The sequence below is a fragment of the Serratia sp. 1D1416 genome (assembly GCF_003641105.1).
Lineage (GTDB): Bacteria > Pseudomonadota > Gammaproteobacteria > Enterobacterales > Enterobacteriaceae > Serratia > Serratia ficaria.
The window spans coordinates 5,403,174-5,417,731 of record NZ_CP032738.1; the positions used below are offsets into that span (position 1 = coordinate 5,403,174).

General features: G+C 63.2%; 6 protein-coding genes and 1 pseudogene. 2 read left to right on the forward strand and 5 right to left on the reverse strand.

All coding sequences use genetic code 11. From position 1 onward, the window contains the following. The first annotated feature begins 413 nt into the window (after nucleotides 1-413). Nucleotides 414-9,056, forward strand: a complete 8,643-nt coding sequence (locus D7I37_RS26235; protein ID WP_129544706.1) for a glycoside hydrolase family 94 protein — start codon at nucleotides 414-416, stop codon at nucleotides 9,054-9,056. 34 nt (nucleotides 9,057-9,090) lie between these two features. Here the strand turns inward: D7I37_RS26235 and elaB are convergent, their stop codons facing one another. The 3 genes from elaB to idnO form a co-directional block, all read right to left on the reverse strand. Then, nucleotides 9,091-9,402: a stress response protein ElaB gene (gene elaB / locus D7I37_RS26240; RefSeq protein ID WP_061795814.1), complete on the reverse strand. Its 312-nt coding sequence runs from the start codon at nucleotides 9,400-9,402 to the stop codon at nucleotides 9,091-9,093. Nucleotides 9,403-9,483: 81 nt separating this feature from the next. Beyond that, on the reverse strand, nucleotides 9,484-10,515 hold the full coding sequence (gene idnD / locus D7I37_RS26245; RefSeq protein ID WP_129544707.1) for an L-idonate 5-dehydrogenase: 1,032 nt from the start codon (nucleotides 10,513-10,515) through the stop codon (nucleotides 9,484-9,486). Between the two features lie 23 nt (nucleotides 10,516-10,538). Then, entirely contained in the window at nucleotides 10,539-11,303 is a 765-nt protein-coding gene (gene idnO / locus D7I37_RS26250) for a gluconate 5-dehydrogenase (RefSeq protein ID WP_061795812.1), read from the reverse strand. Between the two features lie 263 nt (nucleotides 11,304-11,566). On the opposite strand from idnO, the pseudogene D7I37_RS26255 reads away from it, so the two are divergent. Beyond that, a pseudogene (locus tag D7I37_RS26255) lies at nucleotides 11,567-12,549 on the forward strand (LacI family DNA-binding transcriptional regulator). Here the strand turns inward: D7I37_RS26255 and D7I37_RS26260 are convergent. Further along, on the reverse strand, nucleotides 12,529-13,038 hold the full coding sequence (locus D7I37_RS26260; RefSeq protein WP_129544708.1) for a DUF1097 domain-containing protein: 510 nt from the start codon (nucleotides 13,036-13,038) through the stop codon (nucleotides 12,529-12,531). The pseudogene D7I37_RS26255 and the gene D7I37_RS26260 sit on opposite strands and share 21 nt — an antisense overlap. 136 nt (nucleotides 13,039-13,174) lie before the next feature. Then, a complete protein-coding gene (locus D7I37_RS26265) occupies nucleotides 13,175-14,416 on the reverse strand; it encodes an MFS transporter (RefSeq protein WP_129544830.1) in 1,242 nt (413 codons plus the stop codon). Nucleotides 14,417-14,558: the final 142 nt, after the last annotated feature.

Below are 14,558 nucleotides of genomic sequence, written 5' to 3' on the forward strand. Positions count from 1 at the left end.
TTATATGGGGTGTTGTTTTGCCAACTTTTGCGCCAGCGCAAGAACGCCGTATATCTCCGCGACTTTATGCCGGTCAATACGCAGATTCATCACAACAACAAAACATAAAAATCACATAAACATCACAAGCTCCGCCGTCCAGGCCAAAGGCCCGCCGATAAAAAAGGGCCGTCCGCGCAGACGGGCGAAAAAATAAAGGCGCGGAATCAAGGCCCTCACCCAACAACTGTTTATTAACGCTAAACAATTAGCTCAAAAAACAGCCAGCGCGGCATTAAGCGGCTATACTGAGAAGGCATGTTCCTGCCTGCTGCGAACCCATATCAGATCTGCCCAGCGCGAAAAACAGGATGTTCACGATCTCCCAGCGGTTTCACCGGCTGCCCTTTTGGTCAGATGTAAGGAGCTTTTGTGTGAAAGAAATACTTATCAATTGGTTAAAAAAACAGCGCAAGTCACCCAGGATAAAACCGTCGGCCGACCGGCGAGGCAAGGGTGAACCCGAGCCCCTCGGCGGCACCATCAAGGCCGAACTGTTTTCCGTCGACCAAATGGAACGTTACGGCCAACGTCTGGCGCGCTCACACAAGCTGGCAACACGTAAGACCCCCTACTATTTACTGAAACGTCTGGATGATAACGAACGGGTGTTGGCGGAAAGTTGCCGCCAGCTCAGCAACGGTAAAAAGGCCAGCATGACGCCCGCCGGAGAATGGCTGCTCGACAACTACTATCTGATCGAAGAGCAGATCCGCGTGGTACGCCACCATCTGCCGAAAACCTTCGGCCGCGGCCTGCCGCAGCTGGCCGCCCCGCACAACTGCCCGCGCATTTACGACGTCGCCGCCGAAGCTATCGCCCACGGCGACGGCCGCTGGGACGCCGAAAGCCTGACGCGCTATATCGCCGCCTATCAAAAGGAAACCAACCTGACGCTGGGTGAGCTCTGGGCGCTGCCCGGCATGCTGCGTCTGGCGCTGATCGAGAACCTGCGGCGCGTCAGCGTTGAGGTGGCGCAGGCGCAGCGGGAACGCAACCTGGCCGACGACTGGGTGACCAAAATGCTCGAGTCGGCGGAAAACGATCCGGCCAACCTGATCGTGGTGATTGCCGACATGGCGCGCTCCAACCCGCCGCGCACCAGCGCCTTCGTCGCCGAGCTGGTGCGCCGGCTGCAGGGGCACGGCACCATGCTGGCGCTGCCGCTCACCTGGGTGGAACAGCGTCTGGCGGAGGTCAGCATGACCTCCGACGAACTGATCCACCGCTTCAACCAGCAATTGGCGGCCAGCCAGCTGTCGGTCAGCAACAGCATCGCCGGCCTGCGCCAACTGAGCGAAATGGACTGGGCGGAATTTGTCGAGACCATGAGCCAGGTCGATCAAACGCTGCGCGAGGATCCGGCCGGGGTCTACCCGATGATGCACTTCGACACCCGCGACCACTACCGCCACGTGATCGAGATGCTGGCGCGCCACAGCCGGCACAACGAGGTGCAGGTGGCCCGGCATGTGCTCAACATGGCGCGCGTGGCGGCCGAAGATCCCGCCGCCGATCCGCGCCTGCATCACATCGGCTACTACCTGATCGACGACGGCCGGCCGGAGCTGGAACAGCAGCTCGAGGTGCGGCTCGATCGCATCACCCGGCTGCGCCATGCGTTGAGCCAGGCGCCGCTGCTGTCCTGGCTCGGCAGCCTCAGCCTGATCACCACCGCCTGCTGCGCGGAGCTGCTGCGCCACGCCTACGGCAGCGGCATCGGTTGGGGATTGGCGCTGCTGTTTTTCCCGCTGGCGATCGTCGTCAGCCAGTTTGTGCTCAACCTGCTCAGCGAAGTGACCACCCGCAGCCGAGCGCCGCAGCCCCTGCCGCGGCTCGATTTTTCCTGCGGCATTCCGTCCGAGTTCCGCTCGCTGGTGGTGATACCGACCCTGCTCGACGGCAAAGGCGGCATCGACAAGCTGACCAATGCGCTTGAGGTCTGTTACCTGGGCAACGCGATGAAACACCTGCACTTTGCCCTGCTCACCGACTTCAACGACGGATCTGAGCAGCACCATGCCGACGATGCCGCGCTGCTGGCCTACGCCACGGAAAAAATCGAAGCGCTGAATGCGCGCTACCCCTGCGAAGGGCCGAGCCACTTTTTCCTGTTCCACCGCGACCGCCAATGGAACGAAAAGCAGGGCGTGTGGATGGGATTGGAGCGCAAACGCGGCAAGCTCAATGCGCTGAACGACTGGCTGCGCAACCGCGACAACGCCTTTTGCAGCCAGGTTGGCATCGGGATGGAGGTGCTGAAAAACGTCAAATACGTCATCACGCTCGACAGCGACACCGTGCTGCCGCGCGAAAGCGCCCATCAGCTGATCGCCGCCATGGCGCATCCGCTCAACCGGCCGCAGTACGATGCCGACAAGCAACGGGTGGTGGAAGGCTACGCCATTCTGCAGCCGCGCATGGCCGAAGAGATCCCCAGCTACGGTCAGGGCCGCTACGCCGCCCTGTGCAGCAGCACGCCGGGCAACGATCCCTATACGCTGATGGCGTCGGACATCTATCAGGATCTGTTCGGCGAAGGGTCGTTTATCGGCAAGGGCATCTACGATGTGGACGTGTTCTCACGCAGCCTGCAGGGCACCTGCCCGGAAAACCTGGTGCTGAGCCACGACCTGCTGGAAGGCTGCTACGCCCGCTCCGGGCTGCTGAGCGACGTATTGCTGTACGAGCAGTATCCCAGCAACTATCTGGTCGACGTGGCGCGCCGTTCGCGTTGGATCCGCGGCGACTGGCAGCTGCTCAACTGGCTGCTGCCGCGGGTGAAAACGGCCGACGGCAGCCGCTGCGCCAACCCGCTGAGCACCCTGTCGCGCTGGAAACTGTTCGACAACCTGCGCCGCAGCCTGGCGGCGCCCAGCCTGCTGCTGTTGCTGTTCTGCGGCTTTGTCTGGCTGCCGAACACCCGTTACTGGCTGGCGGTATTCGCCATCATTCTGCTGCTGCCGACCCTGCTGGCGCTGCTGCAGGATGTGGTGCGCAAGCCGCCGCGCCGGCCGTTCCACCAGCACCTGCGGCTGGCGCTGAACGGGGCGCTGCACCGGCTGGCGCAGGTCGGCCTGCGGCTGGCGACGCTGCCGCACGAGTCGCTGTTCAGCCTGAAGGCGATCGCCGTCACCCTGTGGCGGCTGCTGGTCACCCGGCGCAACCTGCAGGAGTGGACCAGCTACGATCGGAGCAAATCGCGCCAGCAGGTGACGCCGGCCAACTTCTACCGGGCGATGTGGATCAACCCGCTGGCCGGCGTCGCGCTGCTGATCCTCACCTGTCTGCATAACCCCATGGCGCTGCTGATCACCCTGCCGTTTGCTACCCTGTGGATCCTGGCGCCGTTCCTGCTGTGTTACCTCAGCCTGGAACCGCAGCGCAGCAAAACGGCGTTGAACGACGAACAGCGCCGCTTCCTGCGCCACACCAGCCGCCAGACCTGGGATTTCTTCAACACCTTCGTCAACCAACAGGAAAACTGGCTGCCGCCGGACAACTACCAGGAGATCCCTGAGCCGGTGGTGGCGCACCGCACTTCGCCGACCAATATCGGCCTGTCGCTGCTGGCCAACCTCACCGCCTGCGACTTCGGCTACCTGACGTTGAGCGAGGCGCTGCGGCGCATCGCGCTGACGCTCAATACCCTGGATCGTATGGAGCACTACCGCGGCCATCTGTACAACTGGTACGACACCCGTACCCTGGAGCCGCTGAACCCGCGCTATATTTCCAGCGTCGACAGCGGCAACCTGGCCGGCCACCTGCTGACGCTGTGCGCCGGGCTGCCCGCGCTGGCCAACCAGCCGGTGATCGACCCGCAGCGGGTGCTGGCCGGGCTCGGCGACAGCCTGGAGCTGCTGGAGCAGCACTGGGGAGACGCCGCGCCGAAAAACCTGCCCAAGCTGCGCAAACACTGGGAACAAGCGCAAAACAGCCCGCTAGCCGGCCTGTTGGCGGAGCTGAACGCCATGCGCAACTACAGCAACGGCCTGCAGGAGCCGGCGCTGAATCACGGCGAAGAAACCAAACGCTGGGCCGCCGCGCTGCATCAGCAGCTTGGCGAACTGTGCGCAGAATGGGCGCAGTGGTTCGGCTGGCTGAGCGATACCCAGCCCGAGCTGGAGCAGGCGCCCAGCCTGCGCTGGCTGGCCAACCCGCCCGTCCCGCTTGCGCTGTCGGCCGAGCAGCAGAGCCGGCTCGACGCCGCCGGCGCGCTGGCGCAGGAACGCCTGGCGCAGATGGACAGCCTGCGGCAGCGGCTGGAAAACATGGCGCGGATGGACTTCAACTTCCTGTACGACGAATCGACCCACCTGCTGGCCGTCGGCTTCAACTGCGACCAAAACCGCATGGACGGCAGCAAATACGACCTGCTGGCGTCGGAGATTCGCCTGACCAATTACGTCGCCATCGCCACCAACCAGGTGCCGCAGCGCAGCTGGTTTGCGCTCGGCCGGCTGTTTACCCTGATCGAAAACGAACCGGCGCTGATGTCGTGGAGCGGTTCGATGTTCGAATACCTGATGCCGCAGCTGGTGATGCCCGCCTACCCCGACTCGCTGCTGGTGCAAATGTGCCGGGCGGCGGTAGAACGGCAAATCGCCTGGGGCAAAGAGCGCGGCGTGCCCTGGGGCATTTCCGAATCCGGCTATTTCGGCTTCGACGCCCAGCAAAACTACCAGTACCACGCCTTTGGCGTGCCGGGGCTGGGCCTGAGGCGCGGACTCGGCGACGACATGGTCATCGCCCCCTACGCCACGGTGATGGCCCTGATCGTCGATCCGCATGCCGCCTGCAGCAACCTGATCGCGCTGGAACAAAACGGCGCCAAGGGGCGCTACGGTTTCTATGAGGCGCTGGACTACACCACCGCGCGCCTGAGCCGCGGCCAGCTGTACGTGATTGTTCGTTCCTATATGGCGCACCACCAGGGCATGAGCTTCCTGGCGCTGTCGCACCTGCTGCTGGATGCGCCGATGGTGGAGCGCTTCGCGCATTACCCGGCGTTCCAGTCGGCGCGCCTGCTGCTGCAGGAACGGGTGCCGGATGCGGTCGAACTGTACAGCACCCGCCGCCACTTCGAAACGCACGAGGGCACCATTCAGCCGGCCAGCTTCAGCGCGCGCGAGTTCAGCCGCGTCGACACGCCGGTGCCGGAAGTGCAGCTGCTGTCCAACGCCAATTATCACCTGATGCTGACCCAGGCCGGCGGCAGCTACAGCCGCTGGCAGAACCTGGCCCTGACCCGCTGGCGCGAAGACGCCACCTGCGATAACTGGGGTGCCTTCTGCTATCTGCGCGATCCGCAGACCGGCGAGGTGTGGAGCAATACCTGGCAGCCGATCGGCGCCGCCGCCAAGGGGTATCGCGCGGTGTTCAACGACGCCGGCGCCGAGTTCCAGCGCCGGCAGGGTTCGCTGTCGGTCAAAACCCAGGTGGTGGTTTCGCCGGAAGATGATATCGAGCTGCGCCGCCTGACGCTGGTAAACCGCGGCAAACAGCCGCGCACCCTTGAGATCACCAGCTATGCCGAAGTGGTGCTGGCGCCGGCGAACAACGATCTGGCCCACCCGGCGTTCAGCAACCTGTTCGTGCAAACCGAACTGTTGCCGGAACAGGAGGCCATTCTGTGCCACCGCCGCCCGCGCGAACCCAAGGAGAAAAGCCCGTGGCTGCTGCATATGATGACCGTGCAGGGCAACAGCAGCCAGACCTCGTTCGAAACCGACCGCGCCAGGTTCATCGGCCGCGGCCGCACGCCGGCCAATCCGCAGGCGCTGTATCAGAATGCGCCGTTGACCAACAGCGCCGGGCCGGTCATCGATCCGATCATCGCCATTCGCCAGCGGGTGGTGCTGGAGCCCAACGTGCCGCTGACGCTGGATATTTTCTATGGCGTGTGCGAAGACCGCGCGGCCAGCCTGGCGATGCTGGAGAAATATCGCGATCGCCACCTGGCGGACCGCGTCTTCGAACTGGCCTGGTCGCACAGCCAGGTGGTATTGCGCCAGCTGAACGCCACGGAGGAAGACGCCAACCTGTTCAACCGGCTGGCCGGCGCGGTGGTGTTCCCGGCGCAGGAAATGCGCGCCGCCAGCAGCGAAATCATCAGCAATCGCCGCGGCCAGTCCGGGCTGTGGGGGCATTCGATCTCCGGCGATCTGCCGATCGTGCTGCTGACGGTCAGCGACGGCGAGAACATCGCGCTGGTGCAACAGCTGATCCAGGCGCACAACTACTGGCGGCTGAAGGGGCTGCTGGTGGATTTGGTGATCCTCAACGAAGATTCCGGCGGTTACCGGCAGGATCTGCAAAATCAGATCATGGGCCTGATCGCCGCCGGCATGGAATCCACGCTGACCGACAAGCCGGGCGGTATTTTTGTGCGCACCAGCGAACACATGTCGGTGGAAGATCACCGATTGCTGCTCAGCGTCGCGCACATTTACCTCGACGATCGCCGCGGCGGGCTGACCGAGCAGCTCAATCAGCGCCTGCAGCTGCCGCAAACCCTGCAGCAGCCGCTGTCGCCGGTCACCGCCTCGTCGAAGCTGGCGACGGTGGACAATCTGCCGCGCAATCTGCATTCGCCGCAGCTGCCGGCCATCGACGACCTGCAGTTCTATAACGGGCTGGGCGGCTTCTCCGCCGACGGGCGCGAATACGTCATCGCGATGAACGAAAGCAAGGTAACCCCGGCGCCCTGGTCGAACGTCATCGCCAATCCGCTGTTCGGCACGGTGGTCTCGGAGAGCGGCCAGGCCTATACCTGGTATGAAAACGCCCATGAGTACCGGCTGACGCCGTGGGATAACGACCCGGTCTGCGATCGCGGCGGCGAAGCGTTCTACCTGCGCGACGAAGAAAGCGGCCACGTCTGGTCGCCCACGCCGCTGCCGGCCCGCGGCCGCGGCCACTACCTGACGCGCCACGGCTTCGGCTACAGCCTGTTCGAGCACCGCGAAGGCGGCATCGACAGCCAGCTCACCCTGTTGGTGGCGCAAGAGGCGCCGGTGAAACTGTTCCTGCTGACGCTGACCAACAACTCCGGCCGCACCCGCAAGCTGTCCGCCACCGGCTATATGGAGTTCATCCTCGGCGACCTGCGCAACAAATCGGCCATGCATATCGTCACCCAGGCCGCCGCGCCGGAAGGCGGCTGCGGTATTTTAGCCACCAACCACTACGGCGGCAGCGGCTCCGAGCGCACCGCCTTCTTTGGCGTCACCGGTGCGCACTGTTCCTTCAGCGGCGATCGGCGCGAATTTATCGGCCGCAACGGCTCGCTGGCCAATCCGGCGGTGCTGAAGCTGCGCCGGCTGTCCGGCAAGGTCGGCGCCGGGTTGGATCCCTGCGGCGCGGTGCAGTCGGCGCTCAGCCTGATCGACGGCGACCAGCGCAGCCTGGTGTTCGCACTGGGGCTGGGGCAAAACGCCGACGAGGCCGAAGCATTGCTGCAGCGCTACCTGAGCGAGGACGCACTGCAGGACGAGCGGCAACGGGTCGCCGCGCACTGGGACGGCATGCTGAACAAGGTGCAGATCGGTACGCCGCACCCGGCGGTCGATCTGCTGGCCAACGGCTGGCTGCTGTACCAGACCCTCTCCTGTCGCATTCAGGCGCGCAGCGGTTATTATCAGTCGGGCGGCGCCTTTGGCTTCCGCGATCAGCTGCAGGATACGCTGGCGCTGACCCACGCCGCGCCGCAGCGGCTGCGCGAACAAATCCTGCTGTGCGCCTCGCGTCAGTTTATCGAAGGCGACGTGCAGCACTGGTGGCATCCGCCGCAGGGCAACGGGGTACGCACCCGCTGCTCCGACGATTATCTGTGGCTGCCGCTGGCGATCTGCCACTATCTGGACGCCACCGACGATCACGGCATACTCGAAGAGCAGGTCGGTTACCTGGAAGCGCGCAAGCTGGCGCCGGGCGAAGAGTCTTCTTACGAACAGCCGGCGCAGAGCGCCACCCGCGAATCGCTGTATCAGCACGGCGTGCGGGCGCTGAAACACGGATTGACCTTCGGCGGGCACGGGCTGCCGCTGATGGGCGCCGGCGACTGGAACGACGGCATGAACATGGTCGGGCTGGAGGGGCGCGGCGAGAGCGTTTGGCTGGGTTTCTTCCTGTTCCATATCCTGCAGCGTTACGCCGCGCTGGCGGAACGCCGCAACGACGCCGAGCTGGCCGCACAGTGCCGCGAGCAGGCCGCCACGCTGAAGGGCAATCTGCACCAGCACGCCTGGGACGGCGAGTGGTATCGCCGCGGCTACTTCGACGGCGGAGAGCCGCTGGGCTCGCACCTGGCGGCGGAGTGCCGCATCGACGCCATCGCGCAGAGCTGGTCTATCCTGTCCGGCGCGGGCGAACCGCAGCGCAGCCGGCAGGCGATGCAATCGCTGGATAAACACCTGGTCGATTCACAGGCCGGGCTGATCAAACTGTTGACGCCGCCGTTCGACGGCAACGGCCCCAACCCCGGCTATATCCGCGGTTATCTGCCCGGAGTGCGGGAAAACGGCGGTCAATATACCCACGGCGCGGTGTGGGCGGTGATGGCGTTCGCCGAAATGGGCGATATCGAACGCGCCTGGCAGCTGATGGCGCTGATTAACCCGATCAACCACAGCCTGGACAGCACCGCCGCCGAGCGTTACAAGGTCGAGCCTTACGTGGTCACCGCCGATATTTACGCGGTAGAACCGCACATCGGCCGCGGCGGCTGGAGCTGGTATACCGGCTCGGCCGGTTGGATGTATCGGCTGATCCTGGAGTCGCTGCTGGGGCTGAAACGCCGCGGCGATCGGCTCACCGTCAACACCCGCCTGCCGGCCGACTGGCCGCAGGTGACGCTCAGTTACCGCGAAGGCGGCAGCGAATATCGGCTGGTGGTGCGTCAGGGCGAGGGGGAAACTCAGGTCAGCGTAGACGGCGCCGTGCAGCCGGAGCCGACCATCGCGCTGGTCGACGATGGGAAGGTCCATCAGGTTGAGGTGACGCTGGGGCGGTGATGACGAGAGCGCGGCATCGCTGCGCCCGTTTTCGCTATTTGCGCGCCAACAGCAGGCCTAACACCAGCCCCAGGGTGGCGCCAATGCCTACGCTGTGCCAGGGGTTTTCACGCACGTAGTCGTCAGTGCGATACACCGCGTCTTTGGCCCGCGCATAATAAGACTCGGTGGTGTCCGCCAGCCGCGACTTGACCTCACTCAGCGCCTGCTCGGCGTGTGCCTTGATGTCGACGTAAGCCTGATCGGCGCGATCGCCGGAGTACTGCAGCACCTCCTCCAGCGTGTCGGTCAACATTCTCAGATCGTCGTCGAGCGTGGTTTGATCGGCATCCGTATTTCTCGCCATAGTGAGTTCTCCGTGGTTGAAAAATTAAACATTCCTTAACTATAGACAAGGATCGCCGACCGCGGCCATCAGACTTTTGCCCTAAAACACCAGCTGTACCTTGGCGGCACGGCTTTTGTCGCCGGCAAATTCCAGCGCCTGCGCCAGCTGATGATTGTCAAACTCGGCGGACAACAGCGGCAGCGGATCGATCCTTCCTTGCGCCAGCCAGGCCACCGCCAGCTCAAACTCCTCGACGAAGCGGAATGACCCCAACAGGTTCAGCTCTTTGGCAATCAGCAGCATCAGCGGGAAGTCGGGGAAACTGCCGCCCATGCCCACCTGCACCACCGTGCCTTTGGCGCGGGTGATTTCCAGGCAGCGCTGCAGGGAAGACGGATGGCCGGCCACCTCAAAGGCGATATCGAAATACCCCTTGTCCTGCAGATAACCGCTGAAATCCGCCTCGGCGGCATGCAGGCGGACGCCGGCCCCCATTTCGCCGGCGATAGCCAGGCAGCGCGGGCTGAGATCGGCGCAGACGATCTCGCCGGCCCCCAGCGCTTTCAACGCCGCCACCAGCAGGCAGCCGATCGGACCGACGCCGGACACGAACACTTTCTTGCCCGCCACGTCGCCCGGCTGTTTCGCGGCGTGGATCGCCACCGCCAGCGGTTCAGCGAACACCATCACCTTGTCGTCGCGATCGGCGTCGAAGGCGATGCATTGCGCGCTGTCCACGATCTTGTACTGGGTAAAGGCGCCGTCGACGTGCGGAAAGTACATCGCGCTGCCGAAGAAGCGCATCCCGGTGCACTGGTTTTGCTGCTGCGCCAGGCAGTACTTGCACTGTCCGCAGGGTTTGCTGGGGTTGAGCGCCACCTTCTGCCCCGACGTCAGCCGCGGCGAATCGCTGGCGACCACCTCGCCGATCACTTCGTGCCCCAGCACCATCGGCTGACGCACCTGAAAACTGCCGACTTTGCCTTCCTGATAGTAATGCAGGTCCGATCCGCAGATGCCGCCGCGGCTGATTTTCACCAGCGTGCCCTGCCCCCGGTAATTCACCTCCTGCGCCACCACCGCCACGTCATATTTGCCGTTGACCACGCAGGACTGGGTTTGAATTTTCATCTCAGCTCTCCAAAGTGGGCGCGTTACACCGCCGCAGACATGCCGCCATCGACAAACAGCAGGTGGCCGTTGACAAAATCGGACGCTTTGGAAGACAGGAACACCGCCGCGCCGATCAGTTCCTGCGGATCGCCCCAGCGCGCCGCCGGAGTGCGCTTGGTCAGCCAGGCGGTGAATTCCTGATTGTCGGCCAATGCCTGGGTCATTTCGGTTTTGAAATAGCCGGGGGCGATGCCGTTCACCTGAATATTGTAGCGCGCCAGCTCAACGCACATGCCGCGCGTCAGCATTTTCACCGCCCCTTTGGAAGCGGCGTAAGGGGTGATGGTGTCGCGGCCCAGCTCGCTCTGCATCGAACCGATATTGATAATCTTGCCGCTTTGGCGTTGAACCATATGGCGCGCTACCGCTTGCGACACCATAAACACCGCCTTCTGATTGACGGCGATAATGTCGTCCCAGTCTTGTTCCGGGAAATCGGTAAAGGGATGGCGACGCTGGATGCCGGCGTTATTGATCAACACGTCGATCGCGCCGACCTTCTCCTCGATGCGCTCGATGGCGGCGTGGATCGCCTGGGTGTCGGTAACGTCAAAAGCCGCCGCGTCGGCGCCGAATCCCTCGCTGCGCAGGCTGTCGACCGCGCGCAGGGCGTTCTCTTCGGTGGTCGCGTTGACCAGGATATGCGCGCCATACTGCGCCAAACCGCGCGCCAGCAGGAAACCGATGCCGCGCGAAGCGCCGGTAATCAATATTTTTTTATTATCCAGCGAAAACAGGTTGTTCATAACATTCCCCGGCAATCTCGTTCTGATTAGGACAGGCGTCTATCTCAGCGGATTGTTACCGGTAAAAACGTGATTGAGATCACTTAAAATCATGTTACTAAACCCTGTTACCCTTAACGTGAAGCCGCGCAGTGAATTGCGCCGGCAATGCCTTACACCTTATTGAATTATATGATTTTTATAGTTATCGGCATCGATTGTTATCACCGGATCGATTTGTTAACATGGCCTATCAGCCATGCCTCACCCCGTTAAGGCGCCGAATGAAAAACCAACGCGTTACGCTGCAGGATATTGCGCTGCTCGCCGGCGTGACCAAAATGACCGTCAGCCGCTATCTGCGTACGCCGGAAAAGGTGGCGGCCGACACCGCCGCGCGCATTGCTCAGGTGATGCAGGAAGTGAACTTTACCGACGGCGACGGCGCGCGCGCCAATCAGAAACCGCGCATCGGCGTGCTGATCCCGTCGTTCAATAATCAAATCTTCGCCGACCTGTTGGCGGGCATCGAATCCATCGCGCTGGAACAAGGCTATCAGACGCTGGTGGTGAACTATGATTACAGCCAGCAACGCGAAGAAGAACATATCGCCCAGCTGTTGGCTTACCCGATAGCCGGGCTGATCCTCACCGATTCGGCGCATACCCTGCGGGCGGAAAAATACCTCGCCGCGGCGAAAATCCCGGTGGCGCAGGTGATGGATCTGGACGGGCCGCCGGGGCGGATCGCGGTAGGTTTCGACAACCATCAGGCGGGTTACGACATGACCGAAGCGCTGCTCGCCAGCGGCAAGCGGCAGGTGGTCTATTTCGGCGCCATGTCAGACGCGCGCGACAACAAGCGTTATCAGGGATATTGCCGGGCGATGGAAAGCCAGGGCTGACGCCGCGGCAGATCACCCCGCACCGGGTTTCTTCGGTGTCGGTCGGCGCCGACATGCTGGCGACGGCGCGCCGCCTCTATCCTGAGCTGGACGCCATCCTGTGCACCAACGACGATCTGGCGGTAGGCGTGCTGCAGGCCTGCCTGCGGCTGGGGCTGCGGGTGCCGCAGGATATCGCCCTGTCTGGCTTTCACGGCCTGGAGATCGGCCAGGCCACCACCCCGGGCATCGCCAGCGTGATCACCCCGCGTTTTGATATGGGCAAGGTGGCCACCGAAATCTTGCTGAAACGCATTAAAGGCGTGCCCTGCATCGAGCGCGTCGACCTGCACTACCGCATCTCACTCGGCGGCACTATTTGATTCGGCGCCTCGCTGCGTAGCCTGCGGCCGCCGCGCCTTTTCGCCGCGCGCCGCCAGCCACAGGCCGCTGTTTTTCATCGCATAGCCGAACAGCAATCCCACCAGCAGCGACATCGTCACCCGCGGCCAGTCGCCGCCGCCGGCGAAGGTGGCGCAGGCGCCGATAAAGGTGCCGGGCACGAAGCTCAGCCACTGCTGCCGGGCCTGGATGCACATCAGAAAAGCCACTGCGCCGGTCAACAGGTAACCCAGCATATTCCATTCCGGCGCCAGTTTGCTGCCGTGAACGATCGCCATCGCCCAAAAGACCCCGCTGCAGCAGGTGAGCGTGGCGATCAACAACCCTTTCAACCCACCCTGCGGGCAGGCGAAATAGGCGGTGCAGCCGAGGAAACCGGCCCAGCCGATCAATCCCAGGCTGACGGCCACCCATCCCCAAACGCCGGAAAGGATCCCGGTAGTCACAGCAATGGCGAAAAGAACGTTCATAAACCGACCCGCAGCAGAGAAAGCGCGCAGTTTACGCGAAAACCGGCAACATCAAGTGATATGAGTCACACAAACAATGCAATAACGGAAAACTAAATTTCAAAATAGTGCTGTAAATCACAAAACAGAGCCAGCATCAGCGCGGGAGCCCCGCACGGGTCACCATTAGGCTCAACAGCAGGCAAACTGCGGCGCTGGCCAGGAACAGCAGGTTGGCCGCCAGCTGCAGATCGGCATGGTCGATCACCACGCCCAACAGGATCGGCACCCAATTGGCGATATAGGCGATAACATAGAACAACGATATCAGCCGCGCATGGCTGGCCGGCGGCGAGATCAGGTTCACCAGGGTGGCGCTGCCGACGAAAATGGCCCCGTAGGCGTAACCGGCAATCGCCATGCCGACGGCGGCCAGCCCCAATGAATGGAGCTGGATCGCGGCGGCGAATATGCCCACCGACAGCGCCTGCGTCAGGCAGCCGCACAGCAGCGAGTGGCGCGCGTTGATGCGGCGGCTCAGCAGCTGGCTGATACCGGCGATGATCAGGTAAACCGCGATCGCATAGCCGAAGGCGCCGCGGCTGTGCATGCCCAGCAGCTTTTCCGACACGCTCGGGCCAATCGCCAGAATGCTGGCGGCTATCGCCCAACAGATGAACAAGGCGCCGGCGCAGAGGAAAAACCTGCCGCCGGTGGCGCGCAGGCCGTCGGCCAATGCGCTTTTCGCGGCCGGCTCCTCCAGTTGCCCCCCCGCTGCCGCGGCGGTCTCCGGCGCGCGCGGCCATTTGAGCATCACCCCCAGGGCGGCGACGGCGGCCACGCCCATGATGATAACGAACGGCGTCGAGGTGGCGTGAAAGCCGGTTTGCAATGCGACGCCGCTAAAAATCGGCCCCAGCGCCAGGCCGGTGGTGAAGGACAACGTCGCGATCAGGGCGGCGCTTTTGCCGCCGTCTTTCGGCCCGAAGCGCACCAGCGCAATGTTCGCCGCGCCGGTCAGCGCCCCGGTGCCGATCCCGGCCAGCAGCCGCGCCATCAGCAGCATGAAGAAGGAATCCGCCAGCGCGAACAGCCAGGCGCCGGCCAGCACCACCAACAGCGCCGGCACGATCATGCCGCGCAGATCTTTCACCTTGCCGGCCATGTTGCCCACGCCGAACAGCGAAATCAGCACGCCGGCGGCATAGGCGCCGTAGATCATCGTCAGGCTGACTGAACTCAACCCCAACTGATGTTGATAAAGCGGATATAGCGGCGTAGGGGCGCTGCTGTTCAGCAGCGCCGACATGAGCGCCAGCGCCAAAAACAGCAGAATGGCGCAATGCGACGCGCCCAGCTGCGTTTTAGCCGTTTCTTCAACGGCGGCGGTATTTGACATCATTACTCCCGGGCCTCTCAGGCAACAGCCTGATGATTACCCTGCTCTGAACGAAAAGGCATGCATCATACCGCCCGGCCATGACGCGCAGAATAGCCAAGAATGCATCGGGGTGATTCATTAATGCATCGCCGATACTGGC